At 73.5% G+C, this 19,899-nt stretch carries 14 protein-coding genes; 10 read left to right on the forward strand and 4 right to left on the reverse strand.

What is annotated here, in order from left to right:
- Window positions 1-417: 417 nt before the first annotated feature.
- From LPU61_RS16435 to LPU61_RS16450, 4 genes are all read left to right on the forward strand, one after another.
- Window positions 418-1,383: a DUF5715 family protein gene (locus LPU61_RS16435; protein WP_229405392.1), complete on the forward strand. Its 966-nt coding sequence runs from the start codon at window positions 418-420 to the stop codon at window positions 1,381-1,383.
- Between the two features lie 3 nt (window positions 1,384-1,386).
- The gene (locus tag LPU61_RS16440) at window positions 1,387-2,988 is read left to right on the forward strand and encodes an asparagine synthetase B (protein ID WP_043968930.1); all 1,602 of its coding nucleotides are present in this window, start codon (window positions 1,387-1,389) and stop codon (window positions 2,986-2,988) included.
- Window positions 2,989-3,114: 126 nt separating this feature from the next.
- Window positions 3,115-3,348 (forward strand): DUF6289 family protein, encoded by a 234-nt coding sequence (locus tag LPU61_RS16445; RefSeq protein ID WP_043968931.1) that lies wholly within the window; start codon window positions 3,115-3,117, stop codon window positions 3,346-3,348.
- Window positions 3,349-3,408: 60 nt separating this feature from the next.
- Window positions 3,409-4,239 (forward strand): MerR family transcriptional regulator, encoded by an 831-nt coding sequence (locus LPU61_RS16450; RefSeq protein WP_229405393.1) that lies wholly within the window; start codon window positions 3,409-3,411, stop codon window positions 4,237-4,239.
- Between the two features lie 42 nt (window positions 4,240-4,281).
- Here LPU61_RS16450 and LPU61_RS16455 read toward each other — a convergent pair whose 3' ends face one another.
- Together LPU61_RS16455 and LPU61_RS16460 are read right to left on the reverse strand one after the other, a co-directional pair.
- On the reverse strand, window positions 4,282-7,296 hold the full coding sequence (locus LPU61_RS16455; RefSeq protein WP_229405394.1) for a carbohydrate binding domain-containing protein: 3,015 nt from the start codon (window positions 7,294-7,296) through the stop codon (window positions 4,282-4,284).
- A gap of 237 nt (window positions 7,297-7,533) precedes the next feature.
- Window positions 7,534-8,799 carry an SLC13 family permease gene (locus tag LPU61_RS16460; protein ID WP_229405395.1) on the reverse strand — a complete coding sequence of 422 codons (1,266 nt, stop codon included), beginning with the start codon at window positions 8,797-8,799 and terminating at the stop codon, window positions 7,534-7,536.
- Between the two features lie 162 nt (window positions 8,800-8,961).
- Here LPU61_RS16460 and LPU61_RS16465 point away from each other — a divergent pair, with 162 nt between their 5' ends.
- Window positions 8,962-9,963 carry a carcinine hydrolase/isopenicillin-N N-acyltransferase family protein gene (locus tag LPU61_RS16465; protein ID WP_229405396.1) on the forward strand — a complete coding sequence of 334 codons (1,002 nt, stop codon included), beginning with the start codon at window positions 8,962-8,964 and terminating at the stop codon, window positions 9,961-9,963.
- Here LPU61_RS16465 and LPU61_RS16470 read toward each other — a convergent pair.
- Complete coding sequence (locus LPU61_RS16470) at window positions 9,960-10,595, reverse strand: hypothetical protein (protein ID WP_229405397.1); 636 nt, start codon at window positions 10,593-10,595, stop codon at window positions 9,960-9,962. The two genes, LPU61_RS16465 and LPU61_RS16470, sit on opposite strands and share 4 nt — an antisense overlap.
- A gap of 361 nt (window positions 10,596-10,956) precedes the next feature.
- Between LPU61_RS16470 and LPU61_RS16475 the strand changes: the two genes are divergently transcribed.
- A complete protein-coding gene (locus tag LPU61_RS16475; protein WP_229405398.1) occupies window positions 10,957-13,044 on the forward strand; it encodes a serine/threonine-protein kinase in 2,088 nt (695 codons plus the stop codon).
- 243 nt (window positions 13,045-13,287) lie between these two features.
- Here the strand turns inward: LPU61_RS16475 and LPU61_RS16480 are convergent, their stop codons facing one another.
- Window positions 13,288-14,319 (reverse strand): hypothetical protein, encoded by a 1,032-nt coding sequence (locus LPU61_RS16480; protein WP_052504013.1) that lies wholly within the window; start codon window positions 14,317-14,319, stop codon window positions 13,288-13,290.
- Window positions 14,320-14,589: 270 nt separating this feature from the next.
- On the opposite strand from LPU61_RS16480, the gene LPU61_RS16485 reads away from it, so the two are divergent.
- The 4 genes from LPU61_RS16485 (at window position 14,590) to LPU61_RS16500 (ending at window position 19,898) form a co-directional block, all read left to right on the forward strand.
- Window positions 14,590-15,819: a sensor histidine kinase gene (locus LPU61_RS16485; protein WP_229405399.1), complete on the forward strand. Its 1,230-nt coding sequence runs from the start codon at window positions 14,590-14,592 to the stop codon at window positions 15,817-15,819.
- Window positions 15,816-16,481: a response regulator transcription factor gene (locus LPU61_RS16490; protein WP_043968940.1), complete on the forward strand. Its 666-nt coding sequence runs from the start codon at window positions 15,816-15,818 to the stop codon at window positions 16,479-16,481. The genes LPU61_RS16485 and LPU61_RS16490 overlap by 4 nt, the downstream gene beginning before the upstream one ends.
- Before the next feature lie 151 nt (window positions 16,482-16,632).
- Complete coding sequence (locus tag LPU61_RS16495) at window positions 16,633-17,421, forward strand: ABC transporter ATP-binding protein (protein WP_043969586.1); 789 nt, start codon at window positions 16,633-16,635, stop codon at window positions 17,419-17,421.
- Window positions 17,418-19,898: an FtsX-like permease family protein gene (locus LPU61_RS16500; protein ID WP_229405400.1), complete on the forward strand. Its 2,481-nt coding sequence runs from the start codon at window positions 17,418-17,420 to the stop codon at window positions 19,896-19,898. Before LPU61_RS16495 ends, LPU61_RS16500 begins: the two co-directional genes overlap by 4 nt.
- Window position 19,899 lies beyond the last annotated feature (1 nt).

The following is a 19,899-nucleotide window of genomic DNA, read 5'->3' on the forward strand; positions in this document are numbered from 1 at the left end:
GTGACCCGGTGACGAGGATGCCGGCCCCGCCGGCCTGATCCGGGTCCGTCGCCGATCCCGCCCTTCGCGTGTGCAGTCGGTGAAGGGGGCTGCGGGATCGACGACGTTCGGCGAAACTGGTCAGGGGCCTCTTCCCACCGGAATCGAGGCCCGGGCGGACGGCCGGGGTGCCGCACCCACCCCGGCCGTCCTGCTCCACCCGGCGCCGCACCATCACCGAAGCGGCGTGGCGGCAGCGGCGGCTCAGCGGCGGACGCGCGCAGGTAACCGGATCCGGCGGTCCCCGTGGCTCCGCGCCGCCGTAGTACGGCGCGCATTCGGGGGAGATGGGAAGAATGTTCGGCCTGTCCCGGCTACTCGTGGTTACGGTGCTTTTGGCAGCAACCGCGCCGTGTCGTACCGGGAGAGGACCCGACCATGCGAGTGCCCAGCCGAAGCTCCGGCCAGCAGCCCGGCACCTCCGTGGCGTCCACCGCCCCGGCGCGGAGCGTGCCGCGGGGCGTCGCCCCCCGCCCGGCCCCGCCGACGCCCGACCTCGACGCCTACCGGGCCGCCGTGACGGACCTGCTCGTCGAGGTCGGCGCGTTGGCCGACCCGGACTCGGCGGGGGCCCGCCAGGTGCTGCTCGACGAGCGGTTGCGCGAGCCGGCGATCGCCGCGGTGCTCGACGCCACCGCCCAGGGCCTCGTCGGCGCCCGGGAGACGCTGCTGCTGGAGATGGCCCGCTACCAGCCCAGTCCGCGCAGCTCCGCCGGTGACCTGGCCGCCCTCGTCCGGATCTACCTGCTCTCCCGCATCGACGTCATGTGGTGGCGCGACGCCACCACCTTCATGACCGACGCGCAGGTCCACGCCAGCAACGAGCTGGTCGACCTGGAGTGGCTGCGCCGCCGCGACCTGCTCCGCTTCCGCTACCAGGAACAGCCCGCCACCGTCGTCGGGCGGGGCGTGCGGGCGGTACGCCGCCGGCTGCTGCCGGACGCCCGGCCGCGCACCGCCGGCCTGAAGTTCCGCCGGGCCCGGCGCGAGGTGATCGGCCTGCTCAACGACATCGGCCGCGAGTTCGCCCGCAGCGCCCCGCCCGGCACCCCGCCGCTGTGGGTGACCAGTCTGGTGCGCAGCGCCGAGCACCAGCACCGGCTGCGCCGCCTCGGCTACGCCGCGATGGTGCCCAGCGGCCACTGCCTCGGCTACGCCGTCGACGTGGAGATGTCCTGGTTCCAGCGGTTCGGCGCCCGGGACGTGCTGGCCGGCCTGCTGCTGGCCCGCCAGCAGGCCGGGGAGATCAACGTGGTCGACGAGGGGCAGGCCTGGCACGTGTGCCTCGCGCCCGCCGCCCGGGCGCGGTTCCGCCGCGCGTACGAGGCCGAGATGGGGGTCTGAGCCGTGTGCGGCATCGCCCTGAGCCTCGGCCCCGAGGCCGACCCGGCCACCTTCCGGCGGATGCTGGCCGTCCTCGCCCCGCGCGGCGAGGTGACCGAGACCCGTCGGGAGGCGGGCCTGCTCGCCGGCACCCGCCGGCTGCGGATCGTCGACCGGGAACGGGCGGTGCAGCCCTGGGTCTCCGCCGACGAGCGCCTCCTGCTCTGCTACAACGGCGAGGTCTTCAACCACCGGGAGCTGCGCGCGGAGCTGACCCGCCTGGGGCACGCGTTCCGCAGCGAGAGCGACACCGAGGTGGTGCTCGCCGCCTTCGAACGCTGGGGCGAGGACGCGGTGCGGCGGCTGCGCGGCGAGTACGCCTTCGTCGTGGTCGAGCGGGCCACCGGCCGGGCCTACCTGGCCCGCGACCCGCTCGGGGTGAAGCCGCTGTACTGGTCCCGGGTGCCGGGCTGCCTGCACCTGGCCAGCGAGGTCAAGGCCCTGGTGGGGCACGGCGCCCCCGTCGCCGAGGTGCCCCCGGGGCACCACGGCTGGGCCGAGCCGGGCGGCCACGTCCGGCTGCGCCCGTACGTCGACCTGCTCACGCTCGGCGACGGGCTGCCCGTGGTGGACGACCCGGACGAGGCCGCCCTGCTCGTCCGGGCCGCCCTCACCGACAGCATCCGGATGCGGCTGGACACCGACCTCACCGTCGGCGTGGTGCTCTCGGGCGGGCTGGACAGCTCGCTCGCCCTGCTGCACACCCACCAGCTGCACCCCGACTGCGTGGCGGTGACCGTCGGGGCGCCGGGCAGCCCCGACGTGGCGTACGCCCGGCGGCTCGCCGCCGACCTCGGGGTGCCGCACGAGGTGATCGAGCTGCGTCCGCGCGACATCCGGCTCGCCGACGTGCGGGAGGCCATCCGGATCTCCGAGCTGACCGAGTACGGCGACATCATCAACGCCGTGGTCTCGGTGCCGATCTTCCGGCGGCTGCGTGACCTGGGCGTCAAGGTGGTGCTCACCGGAGACGGCTCCGACGAGCTGTTCGGCGGCTACCCCATGTACCACCAGGTCGGCCCCGAGCGGGCCCGCCGGCTGTTCCTGCACAAGATCCGCAACCTGTGCCGTACGGAGTTGCAGCGGGTGGACCGCGCGAGCATGGCCCACGGAGTGGAGGCGCGGGTGCCGTTCCTCGACCTGAGCGTGGTGGAGCTGGCGATGCGGCTGCCGCTGGAGCTGAAGCTGCGGGAGGGCCAGGAGAAGTGGATCGTCCGCCGGGCGTTCGCCGACGTGCTGCCCGACTACGTGCGGCGGCGGCCGAAGAACCCGATGTCGTACTCGTCGGGGCTGCATGAGCGGGCCCGGCTCTACAAGCCGCTCTTCGCCCGGCTGCACCGCTCCTTCGGCTACCCCCTGCTCGACCCGGTGCGCCGGGACTTCGACAGCGTGCTCACCCGCTGCGGCAACGACCTGGACCGGGCCATCGCCGACGGGCTGGCCCGGCCGGACTACACGGTGCTGGAACACGCCCGGGACCTGGTGGGCGCGGCGAAGTGGAACGCCGCGCCGGTGGTCCGCCGGCTGGTCGGCCCGCGGGCCACCCGCCGGACCCCGGTCGGCTGAGGGCCCACCCCTACCGTCGTTGCCCCGCCCACTGTGGACCACTACGTTGATCGATACACAGGCGGCCGGTGGGACGACGAGTCACCCCGGGCGTGACGCCCCACCCGTCGCCGGAAGGGGACTCCCGTGATCCGCCGCGTGCTGCTGACCGCCGCCCTGGTGGGCGCCTCCGTGCTCGTCGTGCCGGGCTCGCCCGCGCAGGCCCGCGCCTGCCGCATCGACCACGAGTGCGTGACCACCTACTACGCCGACTCCAGCCACACCACCGTGCTGGGGGAGAAGTACGAGAGCTGCTCCGGCACGGTCTACACCTGGGGCGTCCGCTCCGGCTACCCGACCTTCGTCGAGAGCCCCTGCTGACCGGGGCGGCCCCCGCTGGTTGACTCTGACACCGTGTCAGGGCCGAACGTGTGAGGGGCCATGTTCACCATCGGAGACTTCGCCAGGGTCGGGCGGGTGTCGGTCCGTATGCTGCGCCACTACGACAGCATCGGGCTGCTCCGCCCGGCCGCCGTCGACCCGCACACCGGGTACCGGTTCTACCGGGCCGAGCAGCTGCGCCGGCTCAACCGGGTGATCGCCCTGAAGGAGCTGGGGCTCACTCTCGGGCAGGTGCGGGTGATCGTCGACGACGCCGTCGACGTGGCCGAGCTGCGCGGCATGCTGCGGCTGCGCCGGTCCGAGTTGGCGGCCCGGCTCGCGGCCGACACCGCGCGGCTGGCCGGGATCGAGGCGAGGCTCCGCATGATCGAGACGGAGGGTCGGATGACTGCTCAGGACGTCGTACTCAAGGAACTGCCGGCGCTGCGCGTCGCGGAGCTGACGGCGGTGGCCCGCAGCTACCAGACCACGGACATCTCCCCGGTGATCCGGCCGTTGTATCCCGAGCTGTTCCGGCGGCTCGGCGACGCCCACGTCGCCCCCTCGGGACCGACCCTGGCGTGGTACGAGCCGGCGGGGGAACCCGACGGCGAGGCGGTCGTGGTGCACGCCGGGGTCACCGTCGCGGCCGACCCCGCGGCGGCCCGGGAGTTCGCGGTCGTGGACCTGCCCGCGGTGCCCGCTGCGGCGACGATCATCCATCACGGGCCGATGGACGAGGTGGAACGCAGCATGCAGGCGCTCGCCGCCTGGATCGAGGAGCACGGCTGGCGGGCCGAGGGCTTCGCCCGCGAGCTGTACCTGGACTACTGCGCCGACGACCCGGCGCAGGGGGTGACTGAGCTCCAGCTCGCGGTGACCCGCCGCTGACCAGTGGGTGGGGCGGCCCGGCGGCCGCCCCACCACGCGGTGTCACCGCAGGTAGGGGCCGGCCTCGCCGATCTTGCCCGGGGCCGGGTTGCCCGGCAGGTCGAGCACGTACACCCGCAGGTTGCCCTGGCCGCTGACGGTCGCGGTCAGCGTCTGATTGCCGACGGTCTGCACGTCGCCGGTGACCGCGTCGACGTACCGGCCGTTGGGCACGCCGGTGAACGTCGCGCTGCCGGAGACCGTGACCAGCGCGAAGCTGTCGACCGCGCCGGAGGTGAACCGGCGCTTGTACGCCATGGAGCCGCTGATCCCCTCCGTCGAGTACTGCCCCTTCTGCAGGGCCGGCACCGCCCGGCGGATCCGGTTGAGCCGCTGCACGTGCTTGACCAGCGGCTTGTCGAGGGTCGCGGCGACGGCCCCGGTGGCGGAGCCGACCCGGCCGAAGTCCGTCGCGGTGACCGTGCCCTGGAGGTGGCCGCCGTAGTAGGCCCGGCCGGTGGTCGCCAGGGGGCAGGTCGGCCCGCAGTCGATCTTCGCGCCCTTCTGGAACTCGATCTCGGAGCCGTAGTAGAGCGTCGGGATGCCCCGGAACGTCCACATCAGGCTCATGTTCTCCGCCCAGGCGTCGGTGCCCCCGGTGTAGCGGGTGTTCGACTTGTTCGGGCCGTAGTCGTGGCTGTCGACGTAGACGACGTTGTAGGTGGCGTCGTTGTAGCTGTCGTCGGAGTCCCTGCCGTTGCCGTACGCGTTGTGGGCGTCGCCGAAGTTCATGTGCATCCGCATGTCGATCACGTTCATGCCGGAGAACTTCGAGTGGTCCGGGGCGTGGTAGGTGTTGCCGCGCAGGAACGCGTTGTCGCTGGTGGGCTGCCCGGCGGGGCCGGCGAGCTGCTCGTAGTCGTACTGCTCGATCGCGGCCTTGACGTCGTCGGGGCTGTATTCCTTGCGCTCCTTCCAGGTGAAGAACTGCGCCGAGTGGTTGACCGAGCCCCGGTTCCACTTGTCGTTGACGAACGCGGCGACCTCACCGAAGACGTAGAAGTCCTTGCCCTTCTCGCCGTGCCTGGCCAGGGCGTGCTGCTGGATCGCCGGCAGGAAGCGGCGGTTCCAGGTGACCCGGGGGATGTGCACGGCCGTGTCGATGCGGAAGCCGTCCACCCCCATGTCGATGTACCGGTTGTACGCGTCGATCAGGTACTGCTGCACGGTCGGGTTCTCGGTGTTGAAGTCGGCCAGGTCCTCGTGCAGCCAGCAGCTGCGCGCGTCCTCGCCCTCCCAGTTGCCGATCCAGCACTGGTGGTACAGGTCGGCCGGGAAGAGCTTGCTGGTCGGGGTGGGCCACTGGCACTCGTACAGCGTGAAGCCCTCCGGGCTGGTGCCGTTGGGCGTGCCCCAGCGGGGGCACTGGTTGCCGGCCGGGGCGGCGGTGGACCAGACGTCCCCGTTGTACGGGCGGCCCTTGGCCAGGGCGTTCTGCGCGGGGGTCAGCTCCGGGTCGGTGCCGGGGTGCTCGATCATGGGGTCGTACTCGCGGCCCGCCTCGGGCGCGCTGTACATCCACTTCCACTGCTCGTCGCGCACCCCGTACACCGTGGGGGTGAACAGGCCCTTGGCGCCCCAGCGGGAGCTGTGGTTGTAGACGACGTCCTGGAAGATCTTGATGCCCTTGCCGTGCGCGGCGTTGATCAGGTCCTGGTAGCTCGCGCCGGGGCTCTCCAGGCGCGGGTCGACCCGGTGGAAGTCCCAGCCGTGGTAGCCGTGGAAGTCGTAGTCGGACCGGTTCAGCACGACCGGAGTGATCCACAGGGCGGAGAAGCCGAGCCCCTTGATGTAGTCCAGCTTGTCGATCAGGCCCTTGAAGTCGCCCCGGAACATCGGGTCGTCGTTCGCCGCGTTGCCGGACTTCACGTGCTGGCTGCCGCCCCGGTTGTTGGTGCTGTCGCCGTCGGCGAACCGGGCGGTCATCACGAAGTAGATGGTGTCCTCGCGGGGGTCGCCGCCCAGGGGGGTGCCGGCCGCAGCCGGGGGCGGGGTGTCGCCGGTGGTCGCCGCCGCCGGTGCGCTGGCGGCGGAGGTGTTGCCCGCCGCGTCGTACGCCCGCACCGTGTACTCGTACCGGGTGTTGGCGGTCAGCGTGCCGTCGACGTGGCTGGTGCCGGTGGTGGTCACCGTGACCGTGCCTTCCGGCCCGCCGGTGCGGGTGAGCCGGTAGCCGGTGACGGCCCGGTCGTCGGTGGCCGCCGCCCAGGACACCGCCACCCGCAGGCCGTTGGCGGTCGCGCCCAGCCCGGTGGGGGTGGACGGGGCGGTGGTGTCGGGGGTCTGCGGGGCGCACGGCGCGCTCGCCCCGGCCGTCACGACGCCGGCCTTGACGGTGCTCACCCCGGCGCCGATGGTGTAGTCCGCGCCGTTGTTGTTGTCCCAGGCCCCGGCGCCGTTGTTGAACGCCGCCTTCAGGGTCGCGGCGCTGCCGAGGTCGACCACGCGGCGGGCCCATCCGGTGCAGCCGGCCTCCATCGGGACCCCGGGGACGGCGGTCCAGGCCCCGCCGGCCGGCTGGTAGTGGATGTTGCCACCCGTCCAGCCCCGGGTGGCGAGGTGGTACCAGACCTCGGCGGTGCGGGTGGACGGCGTGCCGGTCGGCGCGGGGGTCGCCGTCGGCGAGGGCGTGCCGGCGCACGGGTCGGACGTGCCGACCACGCCGCCGGAGACGGTCACCGTCCCGGTGCCGGTGCGGTAGTTCGCGCCGTTGTTGTTGTCCCAGGTGCCGGCGTTGTTGTTGAACACCACCTGCAGGCCGGTGGCCGAACCGGCGTCGATGGTGCGCTTGCGCCAGCCGGTGCAGGCGGCCTCCATCGCCACGCCGGGCACGGCGGTCCAGGCGCCGCCGTCCGGGGCGTAGTGGATGTTGACGGTCCCGGTCCAGGCGGTGGGGGGTCGGTAGTAGACGGTCACGGTGTTCGCGGCGGCGGCCGTGCTGAACGGCGCAAGCCCGACGATGAGCCCGGCGGCCAGCGCGGCCCCGGTCATCCGTCGTCGTCCGGTGCGGCGGGGCATCGGACCTCCTCGGGGGTGGGCGTCGGCGTGACCGACGGGGGTGATGGGGTGCGGAAAGCCGTCGGCCCGGGGGAGGGCCTGTCCGATCCGAGCAAGTGGATGACGTCATCCGTCATGGATCGGCGAATCCTTCTGCAAGTTCTTGCAAGTGGCGAGAAAGTTACCACCATCAACCTGTGGACACCAGATGTTCACAACTGCTGCGCGCCGAACCACCGGCGTGGGGGTGCCCCCGGGTCAGCCGGTGAGCAGCAGCGCGCCCACGCCGGCGGCCGTCGCGGCCACGGCGAGCAGGGCACCGGCGGCCAGGAACCGGCCCAGCGGCACGGCCACCCCGGCGGCCCGGCAGCGCTCGTACCACAGCAGGGTGGCCAGCGACGCCCACGGTGTGACCAGCGGGCCGGCGTTCGTGCCGATCAACAGGGCCAGCAGCCGGGTCGCGTCGCCGGGCGGGAGCACCGCCTCGCCCGCCACGTACGCGGGCAGGTTGTTGACGACGTTGGACAGCAGCGCGCCCGTGCCGCCGGCCCGCAGCGCGCCGAGCGCCCCGCCGTCCGGGCCGAGCAGCACGCCGACGACGTCGTCCAGCCCGTACCGGCCGAGGGTCTGCACCACCAGGAACAGCCCGGTGACGAAGACCAGCAGCCGCCACGGCACCAGCGCCGGGCGCAGCGCGGCCCGGTTGCGCGCGGCGAAGCCGACCAGCACCAGCCCGGCGGCCGCCGCGGAGGCGATCCCCACCTCCACCCCGGCGAGGATCCCGGCCACGAGGAGCAGGCATCCGGCGAGCGCGATCCGGTACAGCACCCGGTCGGCGGGGACGTGCGGCCCGGGCGCGACGAACCGGTCGACCCCGCGCCGCCCCCGGCGCCAGTAGCCGACCCAGAGCAGCGCCATGGTGGCCGCGATCGTGGCGGCCTGCGGCAGCGCCATCCGCGCCGCGTACGGCAGCGGGTCGAGGTCGACCCGGTCGGCGGCCAGCAGGTTGGTCAGGTTCGACACCGGCAGCAGCAGGCTCGCCGTGTTGGCCAGCCACACCGTGGTCAGCGCCAGCGGCAGCGGCGGCATGCCCAGCCGACGCGCCAGCGCCAGCATCACCGGCGTGAGCAGCACCGCCGTGGTATCGAGGTTCAGCGCGATCGTGGTGGCGGAGGCGAAGCCGACGCAGAGCACGAACAGCGCCGGATAGCTGCCCCGGGCGGCGCGGGCCAGCCGCCCGGCCAGCACGTCGAACACGCCGGCCACCGCCGTCAGCTCGGCCAGCACCACCACCGTGCCGAGGAACAGCAGCAGCGGCAGGATGCGCCCCAGGGTGGCCACGGTCTCGGCGCGCGGCAGCAGGCCGGTCAGCGCGCAGGCCGCCCCGACCAGGGCCAGCGCCAGCGCGACCCGGTCGAGCGGGTGCAGCCGGCGCAGCCGCTCCAGCGGCCGGCGTGGGGCGCGGCCGGTCGGTGCGGTCGGCTCGCCGCCGGTGCGTGCGGTCGGTTCGCCGTCAGGGTCCACGGCGGCTGATCCTCGCACGCCCGCCGGGCGGCCCCGGCGGTCCGCCACGCCGCTGTGACCGGGCCCTCCCGCCGCCGTCCGGCGAACCGCCCCGCAGACCGCCCCGCCGGCCGTCGAACCGTGGTGGACAACGGTCGATGGCTGACCTAGCGTTCAGCCATCATGCGTAGGACCTTCCTGGGGGCCGGCCTGGCCCTGCTGCTCGCCGCCACCGCCTGCTCCGCCCCCGAGACCGCCGCCGCCCCGCCCCCGACGCCGGCCGGCACGCCCACCGCGTCCCGGCAGGACCCGGCGCAGGCCGACCGGACCCTGGCCAGCCTGCGCCGGGTCGACGACCTGCCGATGTGGGAGATGACCTACGTCGGCGACTACGACCCGACCGTCGGCACCGACGCCGCGCCGCCCAGCCCCTTCGGCTGCTCGCTCTTCGCCGCCTCCGGTGACCGCAGCCGCCCGCTGTTCGCCCGCAACTTCGACTGGGACGCCAACCCGGCCCTGGTGCTGCGCACCGACCCGCCGGACGGGTACGCCGCGGTCTCGCTGGTGGACATGTCCTACCTGGGCGTCGGTGCCGACCCCACCGGCGACCGCCGGCTGCTCAACGCGCCGCTGCTGCCGTTCGACGGGATGAACGAGCGTGGGCTGGCCGTCGGGCTGGCCGCCGACGACGGGGCCACCGTCCGCGCCGAGGCGGGCAAGCCCACGGTCGGTTCGGTACGCATCCTGCGGCTGGTGCTCGACCAGGCCGCCACGGTCGACGAGGCCGTCGCCGTCTTCGGCCGGCACAACCTCGACTTCGACGGCGGGCCCGCGCTGCACTACCTGCTCGCCGACGCCACCGGGGCCTCGGCCGTGGTCGAGTTCGTCGACGGCGCGATGCGGGTGGAGAAGGGGCAGGGCGGCTGGCAGGCGCTGACCAACGTGCCCGTGGTCGGCGTACCCGAAGAACGCCGGCGCACCGACCACCGCTACGGCGTGCTCGCCGCCGCCCTGACGAAGGCCGGCGGGGTGGTCGACGACCGGGCGGCGCTGGAACTGCTCAACGACGTGCGGCAGGGCCACACCCGCTGGTCGGTGACCTACGGGCTGCGCACCGGCGAGATCCACCTGCGCACGGCCACGGGCACCGAGCGTGAATACCACCTCCCGGTGACCCTGCCCTAGCTCGGCGTGGGGAGGCGCCGCAGATCGTTGAGGAGGTCCCGCACGGCTGGGGAGCGGGGGCCGGCGGGAGTGAGTTCGTCGTGGGGGCGGCGTAGGAGCGCGACGCTGCGTGCGGAGCTGACGGCGGGTAGGCGGCGCAGGGCGAGTCGGGCGGCGTCGACAGCGAGGTCGAGGTCGCCGGTGGCGTGGTGGGCGAGGCTGAGCCAGGCTCCGTGGCGTAGGGCGGAGCGTTGTGGTGGGGCGTCGGGGCTGGTGTTGGCACGGGCGTGCAGGAGCCGCTCGGCGTGGCGTAGGAGCCTGTGTCGTTGTTGGGGCAGTTGCTCGGCGAGGACGACCAGTCCGCGGCCGGTGATGGCGTCGAGTTCGATCCGGTCGATGTAGGAGGCCCATCGGGGAAGTGGCATGTCGGGTGTGGTGTCGAGGAGGGGCAGGGTGTCCTCGCGGGTGCGGTGGAAGCTGGTGAGGTCGCCGGCGACGGCGTGGGCGAGGCTGCTGCGAGCGGCGACCAGGGAGCGTACGGCCGGTGGGGCGGTCGTTGCGGATTCTTGGGCGGCGGCGGGTTGCGGAGCGTCGAGGGCGTTGCCGAAGACCTCCGACCGGTGCGACAGCGACCTGCTCCTCGTCGCCCTCAAGTACGGCATCTGGTCCCGCGACGTCCGCGACGGCCAGTCGATTTACCTCGACGGCTCCGTTTGAATTGGCAGGTCTGCCTGGCGGAAACGAGGGCAAGCCCGCTGCCCGACTATTTGTCTTCCATCAAGTAGCGCCTGATGGCATCCCGCTTTTCTGGGTGTCCCGCCCGCATGGGGGAGTCTCGGGGCTGTATGGGTGCGGGTGAGAACGATAGGGGGTGACGAAAGCTGGCTTGTGCCCCAGTCCAGAGGGCGGGCAGCCCGGCTGCATCGAGTCGTCCTGGATTCTGAGAAGCTTTGCAGCGAGCGGTGAGCTTGAGATGGCATCAGGGGCGAGCGGGAAGCCACTATCATGCCGCGGGTGAGCTATCCAATGATGCCGAACGATCCGCGGTGGCTTGGTAACTATGAGCTGCTCAGTCGTCTTGGTGAGGGCGGCATGGGCACGGTCTTCCTTGGACGATCGCCGGATGGCCGGCTGGTGGCGGTCAAGATGTTGCGGGCCGAGCACGCCTGGGACACCGAGTTCCGGGGGCGCTTCCGCAGCGAGGTCAACCGGGCCCGCGAAGTGCCGGGCTTCTGCACGGCGGCGGTGCTCGACGCCGACCCGGATCACGAGACGCCGTATCTGGTGGTCGAGTACGTCGACGGGCCGAGTCTCTCCGAGGTGATCCGGGAGCGGGGGCCGCTGGACGGCGGCACGCTGCACAGCGTGGCGGTCGGGGTGGCCACGGCGCTGGCGGCGATCCACGGCGTGGGGGTCATCCACCGGGACCTTAAGCCGCAGAACGTGCTGTTCTCGCTGGGCACGCCCAAGGTGATCGACTTCGGGATTGCGCGGGCGCTTGAGGTGACCAGCCGGCATACCAAGACCGACCAGATGGTCGGCACGGTGGCGTACATGGCGCCGGAGCGGTTCGACAACGACTCGGATCGTACGGTGGGGCCGGCGGCCGACGTGTTCGCGTGGGGTGTGGTGGTGGCTTACGCGGCGACGGGCCGCACCCCGTTCTGGGCGGATTCCCCGGCCGCCACGGCGGCTCGCATTCTGACCCAGGCGCCCGACCTGACCGGGCTCGGCGGGTCGTTGCGTGACCTGGTGGGCCGCACGCTGGCCAAGGATCCGACCGAGCGGCCGACCGCACACCAACTGCTCGATCTGCTGCTGGAGGCGGAAACCGGGGGAGCGCTCGCCCAGCGGCCGGAGCTGCTCAAGGCCGCCGAGGCGGCCCAGCACACGGGTCGGGTTCGGCCTTCCGCCGTACGCGAGCCGGCCACACCCGTTCGTTGGCGGGTGGGCCGCCTGGTGGCCATGGCCGTGGCCGCGACCCTCGTGTGTGCCGGTGTCGGGTTCGCGTTGTGGCGCTACGAGCCGGGTGAGACGCTGGCGTCGTTCGTGCCCGACACGTCGCCGTCGGCGGTGCCGCGCGTGGCGTCGGCCGCGCCCAGGTCGACGGTGGCTGGTTCGGACACGCCACGGATCCAGGGGCCGAGGGTGTCCGACCATCTCGACCGGCGGGGCCTGTGGAAGGCCGACCGGGCTGCCGACAGCGCCGCCGGGTGGTGCACCTTCGACCAGCGGATGCTGGCGACAACACACATGTCCACCCTCTATCAGTGCAAGGGGCCGCAGGACTCGTTCGCCGGCGACCAGACGATCGCGGTCGACGTCGGCATCGTCACCAAGGGCGCCTGCGCGGTGATCTGGTTCCGGTTGGTCGACCAGCACGGTTACGTAGCCTCGTTCTGCGAGAACGAGATCCGGCTGGGGATCGACGAGAGCTCGGGGAACGGGTTCAACTCGGAGCAGCGGGTCGCGTCGAGCGCGTTCCAGGTCGGGCAGACGCACCGGACCGGCATCACCGTGCACAACGGCACGGCCCAGGTGACGGTCGACGGCACGCCCGCTCTGAGTATGCCGGTCACCGACCCGCAACTGGTCGCGGGCCGGGTCGTGCTGGGGGCACTCAACGACGCCTCCGAAGGGGACGCCACGGTGGCCTTCGCGAACGTCGATCTCCGGTCGCCGGTGGTGGGGCAGCCGGCGCACTTCACCGATCCGACGACCGGCTCCAGCCAGTCGATGGTGCAGCTCTACTCGTACGATCCGATCGCGCACTCCGCGGTGGCTCAGCCGGTGCTCGTGATGGCCAGTGCGGACTACTGCAAGCAGTTCAAGATCGACGCGAGTGACATCAAGTGCAGCGACCCGTACCAGATCGTCGAGAGCCGCACGAAGGTGACGATCCCGGTCCGGTCCGCGCCGAAGCTGACGTCGTGGGAGAACGTTGGCGGCGGGGACGGCATCGTCTCGGTGTACGCCGGCGCCGGTCACTCCATCTCTGCGGCCACGTTCACCAAGTGGCTGGCTGGGAAGCAGGGTGGCCTGGTCGCGGTCACCACCACCAACGGCGAGGTCACCACGCTGACCAAGATTGACAACCGCTGACCCGGTTGCGTCGCGGTCCCGGTCGCCAGCGCGTCCGGGCCGGCGATCACGATGGCGTGAGTTCGTCGTCCCATCGAAGATCCAGCGATCTCAGGTCGCCAAAGTCGGCCCCATCTCTGCCCCTTCGAAGGTTCGACCGCCGTCACGAGCGATCGTGGCGGCGGTCAGCCGTGTCGTACCGGTGTGGCCGGCGGGCCGGAGGGGATCCCGGCCCCCCGGCCCCCGGTCCGCCGGCCTGCCCGGTCAGCCCTTGCGGGGCTCGAAGGTGTAGTCGACCCCGCCGACGTCGAAGCTCTCCCCGAGCTTGCTCGCCGGGCCGACCTGGACGACCTGGAGGGTGTACGCCTTCTGGAGCGTCTGGCTGGTGGTGAAGCTGAGCTTGACCACCGGCCGCTCCTCCGGCTTGATCAGCAGGCCCTTGATCTGCGCCTTGTACGGGTCGACGATCTGCACGGCGCTGCGGCCGACGACCTCGATGCCCTCACCCTTACCGCCGGCGGCCCGCCAGCGCTCGAACAGCTCCGGCCCGAGGTCGGCGACGACCTTGACACCCGGGGCCGGCTCGCCGAGCGGCCGGAACGCGAGGTCGAACGGGGCCGGCTCGGCCAGGGCGTTCGCCATGGCGTACGGGCGGTCGGTGACCACGCCGCCGCCCGCCGGGACGGTGTTGGCGTTCTTCCAGGCGATGTTGTTGTTGTACTGCGTGTTGATGGAGGTCGCGGTGCCCTCGAACAGCATCGGGTCGGTCGCCGACTCCCAGCGCAGCAGCAGGCAGAAGTGCCCGATGGAGGGCACGTTCGGCCACGCGATCGACGTCGTGGTGACCCCGGGGGCGACGGGCAGGGTCTTGGAGCCGATCGGCGTCCAGTGCGTCGGCCAGTTCGCCGCGCCACCGGAGGTGGTGTAGTACGCCTTCAGCGTCCCGTTGCCGATTCCGGAACCGTACGGGCCATTGTTCCGCAGGTTCACGAAAATGTAGCTCGTCGATCCGATGATCGGGTTCGTGTGCGACGCGCACTCGACCGCGGTGGGGCAGATCTTGATATCCGGGCTGTTGAAGAACGACGAGTAGATGGCCCCGTGCGGCTCGAACCCGGTGTCCGACGCGATGTCCCGCATGTAGACGTCGGTGCGGGCGTTCGCGGTGAAGTCGCCCTTGTCGATCGCGGCCGTGGCGGTGCCGCTCACGGAGAACGCGAGCGCGGCGGTCAGCAGGGCACCGAACAGCAGTCGGGCCGTACGCCGCGGGCGTGGACGTGCCAGCGCGATTCTCATGTGCTGATTCCCCTTCGATGGTGGTGGTGGGTCGAGTGGCGGAGAATTGCTCCGGCGACCCGGCGCGACAACTGTATTGCAGTGGCTGCCGTAAATGGAATGGTCGAGATTGACGATTGCTCAAAGGGCGTCCGCATTTGCCGGGGAGGTGGCAATTCCCGGATACGGCGGAACGTGAATCTGAGAAGTCTGCACCGCGAGGTATCAACGGCGGCGCAGGCGACTCCTGTACACCCTGGCCCTTCGCCGGACCCTCGCCCCGTACGCTCGGTGACCGTGAGGCGGATCCTGTTCGGCCGGCCGTTGCGCAGCGTGGCCTTCGACGTGGCGGTCTCCGGCTTCGTCGTGCTGGTCGGCCTCGCCGGGGGCGTCAACCAGCCCGGCGGGTGGCGGGCCACGGGCGTCGGGGCGGCGATGGCCGTCGCCCTGCTGTTCCGGCGCGCCCATCCCTCGGCGGTGGGGGCGGCGGTCGCCGTGCTCGCCGGGGTCCAGGTGGTCGCCGGGTGGGGCCCGTTGGCCTTCGACGTGGCCGTGCTGATCGCCCTGTACAGCGTGGTGAAGTATGCCGAGCGGCTGCGTGACGGCATCGTCGCCGGTGCCGTCGCCGCCGTCGGCGTGGTGCTCGCCGCGCTCCAGATCGAGGCGGCCGTCGCCTGGTGGGCCTCGGCGATCTGGTTCGCGCTGATGACCGGCGCGGTCTGGCTGATGGGACTGAACGTGCGTACCCGCAGGCTCTACGTGCTGAGCCTGGAGGAGCGCGCCGCGACCCTGGAGCGGGAGCGGGAGGCCGAGGCCCGCGCGGCGGTGGCCGAGGAACGCACCCGCATCGCCCGCGAGCTGCACGACGTGGTGGCGCACAGCATGGCCGTGATGATCGTGCAGGCCGACGGGGCCCGCTACCTGTTCGACCGGGACCCGCAGACCGCCCGGGAGGCGGTGCGCGTGGTCGCCGACACCGGCCGGCAGGCGCTGGAGGAGATGCGCCGCCTGGTCGGGGTGCTGCGGGAGACGAGCAGCCCCGGGCCGGCGGACGGGCCGGACGGCGCGGCGGCCCCGGCGCTGGCAGCGGAGCCGACGCACCGCCGGCCGGCCCTGGTGGAGCTGCCCGAGCTGCTGGACCGGTTCCGGGCCGCCGGGCTGCGGGTCGACGCGACGGTCACCGGCGAGCCGCCGGCCCTGCCGCCCGGCCTGGAGCTGACCGTCTACCGGGTGGTGCAGGAGGCGCTCACCAACGCCCTCAAGCACGCCGGGGTCGGCGCGACCGTCACGCTGGGCCTGACCCACACCCCCGACGCCGTCGTGGTCCGGGTCGTCGACGACGGGCGGGGCCGCCCCGTGGTCCGCCCCGCGCCGTCCGGCGGTCACGGCCTGGTCGGCATGCGCGAGCGGGTGACCGTGTACGACGGCAGCCTCACCGCCGGCCCGACGCCGGCCGGGGGCTGGCAGGTCGAGGCGCGGCTGCCGCTACGGTCGAGCACCGGGACGGAGGTGGCGGCATGACGGTCCGCGTGGTGATCGTGGACGACCAGGCGCTGGTGCGCGCGGGGTTCCGGATGGTGCTGGGCTCCCAGCCCGACCTGACCGTGGTCGGCGAGGCCATCGACGGGGCGGACGCGCTGCGGGTGCTCGACCGCGTCGAGGCCGACGTGGTGGTCATGGACATCCGGATGCCGACGATGGACGGGGTGGAGGCCACCCGGCGGATCTGCGCCGACCGGCCCGGTGACCGGCCCCGGGTGCTGGTGCTCACCACCTTCGACACCGAGGCCGACGCGTTCGCCGCCCTCCAGGCCGGGGCGAGCGGCTTCCTGCTGAAGAACGTGCCGCCGGAAGAGCTGCTGGCCGCGATCCGGGTGGTCGCCGAGGGCGACTCCGTGGTGGCCCCGTCGATCACCCGCCGGCTGCTCGACCGGTTCGCCGGCCAGCTCGGCCCCGGCCCCGCCGCCGACCCCCGGCTCGCCCAGCTCACCGAACGGGAACGCGAGATCCTGCTGCTGGTGGCCCAGGGCCTGTCCAACGCGGAGATCGCCGCCCGGGTGCACGTCGCCGAGGCGACCGTGAAGACCCACGTGGGGCGGATCCTGGCCAAGCTGGGGCTGCGCGACCGGGTGCAGGCGGTGGTGCTGGCGTACGAGAGCGGTCTGGTCACCCCCGGCGGCTGAAGAGCGGGTACGCCTCAGGTCGTACGGGGCCGTGCCGCGGGGACGCCTCCGGGCGCAGGCGGGTCGAGCGTGCGGGCGGACGCGGCGGGGCCGGTGCCGCCCATAGCGTCGACAGGTGTCCGGAACCACCGCCTGCACGGGGAGCACCAACGTGTCCGTTCCACCTCCCGCGTTCGCCACCGCCGGCGTCGCGGTCACCGCCCGCGGCCTGCGCAAGGAGTACGGCGCCGGCCAGGCGCGGGTCGTCGCCCTCGACGGCGTCGACGTCGACTTCGCCGCCGGCCGGTTCACCGCCATCATGGGCCCGTCCGGGTCCGGCAAGTCCACGCTCATGCACTGCCTCGCCGGCCTCGATAGGCCCACCGCCGGCACCGTACGCATCGGCGACGCCGACACCGGCGGGCTCGACGACCGGCGGCTCACCCTGCTGCGTCGCGACCGGATCGGCTTCGTCTTCCAGAAGTTCAACCTGCTGCCGGCGCTGACCGCCGAGGAGAACGTCGTGCTGCCGCTGGCCATCGCCGGCCGTCGCCCCGACCCGGCCTGGCTGCGCCAGGTCGTCGCCGCCGTCGGGCTGGCCGACCGGCTGCGGCACCGGCCCGCCGAGCTTTCCGGTGGCCAGCAGCAACGCGTCGCCGTCGCCCGCGCCCTGATCACCAAGCCGTGGGTGATCTTCGCCGACGAGCCCACCGGCAACCTCGACTCCCGCTCCGGCGCGGAGGTGCTGCGGCTGCTGCGCGAGGCCGTCGACACCCTCGGCCAGACCGTCGTGATGGTGACCCACGACCCGACCGCCGCGAGCCACGCCGACCGGGTGGTCTTCCTCGCCGACGGCCGGCTGGTCCGCGAACTGACCGCGCCCACCGCGGAGGCCGTCCTCGACGCCCTCGCCCACCTCGACCAGGCCCCGGCCGGCGCGGCGACTGGGCTCCGGCGGTGACCGGGCTGACCCTGCGCACCATGCGCGCCGACGCGCTGCGGCTGCTGCTGTCGGCGCTGGCCGTGGTGCTCGGCGTCGCGTTCGTCGCCGGCACCCTGATCCTCACCGACGGGATGAAGCGCCGCGCCTACGAGAGCGCCGGCGTCTTCGACCGGCACACCGACGTCGCCGTGTACGCCGGGCGGGACCCGATCCCGCCCGCCCTCGTGGAGCGGGTGCGCGCGGTCGACGGGGTGCGGGCCGCCGCCGGGGAGCTGACCGGCTCCGCCGGGATCGTCGGCTCCGACGGCCGGCCCGTCCTCGGCTACGCCGTCGCTGCCGCGATCCCCACCGAGGCGGCCCTGCAGTCGTACGACGTGGTGGCCGGGCGGCTGCCGCAGCGCCCCGGCGAGGTGGTCCTCGACGCGCCGACCGTCGCCGAGGAGGGGTTCACCCTCGGCGGACCGGTGCGCGTGGGCGGCGGCGGGGGCGCGGCCCGCGCGTACACCCTGGTCGGCACGGTCGACGTGGCCGGCACCGCCCGGGACGTCGGCGGGCCGTTCATCGGCCTGGCCGGGCCCGACGCCCTGGCCGTGACCCAACAGGAGGGCTACGGGCGGATCATGGTGGCCGCCGCGCCGGGCGTGTCGGCGGCGGAGCTGGCCGGGCGGGTGGCGGCCGTGGCCGGCGGCGACGTGACGGTGAAGGACCGCCAGGCGGTCCTCGACGCCGCCGTCGACGACGCGGTCCGCGACCTGAGGCAGTTCAACCTGCTCCTGCTCACCTTCGCGGCGGTGGCCGTGGTGGTGGCCGGGTTCGTCATCGCCAACACCTTCGCCATCGTGCTCGCCCAGCGCACCCGGCGCACCGCGCTGCTGCGGCTGGTCGGGGCGACCCGGGCGCAGGTGCTGCGGGCGACGCTGCTGGAGGCGGCGGCGACCGGGCTGGCCGCCTCGGCGCTCGGGGTGGCGGTCGGCGCGGGCGTCGCGGTCGGCCTGGACGCCCTGCTGGCCGCGTTCGACGTGCCGATGGCCGGCGGCGGGATCGCCGTCACGGCGCGCACCGTGCTGGTCTGCCTGCTGCTGGGCACCGTCCTCACCGTGGCCTCGGCCGCCGTGCCGGCCTGGCGGGGCACCCGCGTCGCGCCGGTGGCCGCGCTCACCGACGCGGCGGTGCAGCCCACCCGCGGGGCCGGCCGGGTCCGGCTGGCCGCGGGCGCGCTGGTCCTCGCCGCCGGGGTGGCGGCCCTGGGGTCGGCTGGGGCCGTCGGCCAGCTGCCGCTGGTCGCGGCCGGCGGGATGTTGGCGTTCTTCGGCATCGTGCTGTTCGGGCCGGTGCTGGTGCCGGCGCTGGTGCGCCTGCTGGGCGTCCCCGCGCGTCGGCTGTTCGGGGCGACCGCCGGCCTTGCCGTGGCGAACGCCGTGCGCAACCCGCGCCGGATCGCCGCGACCGCCACCGCCCTGGTCATCGGCATCGGCCTGGTGTCGGCGTTCGTGGTGGGCGCGGGCAGCGCCAAGGCCAGCATCGAGCGGGCCGTGGACCGGCAGATCGGGGTCGACTTCGTGGTCGTCGGCGTGGGCGGGAAACTGCCCGGGCCGCTGGTCGACGAGTTGGCCGCCCGCGACGAGCTGGGCGTCGTGCACGAGCAGCGCGGCCGGGTCAGCGACGCCGTCGAGCTGCGGGCCGCCCACCCGGCGCTGGTCGGGCGCACCCTGACGGCCGTGGACGCCGGTGACGCGGGTCGGCTCGGGCCGGGCCGGGTGCTGGTGCACCGGGAGCTGGCCCGGGCGCGGGGCTGGTCGGTCGGCGACTCCGTCACCCTGGCCGGGCGGCCGTTCACCGTCGCTGCCGTCGTCGCCGCCGACGGGCCGGCGCTGGCCGGCGGCCCCGTGCCGGCCGGGCACGTGGTCGACGTGGCCGACGCCGACTTCGACCGCCTTTTCCCGGCCGAGCGCGGCTTCCTCGCCGAGGTCGACCCGGCCGCCGGGGTGAGCGCCGAGCGGGCCCGGGCGGCCGTCGAATCGGTGGTGGCCCGCTACCCGACGGCGAACCTGGTGGACCAGGCGACGTACAAGGAGTCGCTCACCGGCACGATCGACATGGTGCTGGCGTTCGTCGTGGCCCTGCTCGGCCTGGCCGTGGTCATCGCCCTCGTCGGCGTCGCCAACACGCTCAGCCTGTCGGTGGTGGAGCGCACCCGGGAGAACGCGGTGCTGCGCGCCGTCGGGCTGACCCGGGGCCGGATGCGGGCGATGCTCGCCGTGGAGGCGGCGCTGATGGCGCTGGTCGGCGCGGTGCTCGGGGTCGGCCTCGGCATCGGTGTCGGCGCGGGCGCGATGGCGGTGGTCACCCGGCTCAGCGGCGAGTTCACGCTGGTGCTGCCGTGGGGACGGCTCGGGCTGATCATCGCGGTGGCGGTGCTGGCCGCGCTGGCCGCGTCGGTGCTGCCGGCCCGCCGCGCCCTCGCCCGCCCGATCGTCGCCAGCCTCGGCGACTGAG

The organism is Micromonospora sp. NBRC 110038 (assembly GCF_020884815.1).
In the GTDB taxonomy this organism is placed as follows: domain Bacteria; phylum Actinomycetota; class Actinomycetes; order Mycobacteriales; family Micromonosporaceae; genus Micromonospora; species Micromonospora haikouensis.

Bases quoted from the DNA above. Each gene is read 5' to 3' on its own strand.
- LPU61_RS16435 (WP_229405392.1), top strand. From the start codon at position 418: ATGCGAGTGCCCAGCCGAAGCTCCGGCCAGCAGCCCGGCACCTCCGTG.
- LPU61_RS16450 (WP_229405393.1), top strand. From the start codon at position 3,409: ATGTTCACCATCGGAGACTTCGCCAGGGTCGGGCGGGTGTCGGTCCGT.
- LPU61_RS16455 (WP_229405394.1), bottom strand. From the start codon at position 7,296: ATGCCCCGCCGCACCGGACGACGACGGATGACCGGGGCCGCGCTGGCC.
- LPU61_RS16465 (WP_229405396.1), top strand. From the start codon at position 8,962: ATGCGTAGGACCTTCCTGGGGGCCGGCCTGGCCCTGCTGCTCGCCGCC.
- LPU61_RS16480 (WP_052504013.1), bottom strand. From the start codon at position 14,319: ATGAGAATCGCGCTGGCACGTCCACGCCCGCGGCGTACGGCCCGACTG.
- LPU61_RS16490 (WP_043968940.1), top strand. From the start codon at position 15,816: ATGACGGTCCGCGTGGTGATCGTGGACGACCAGGCGCTGGTGCGCGCG.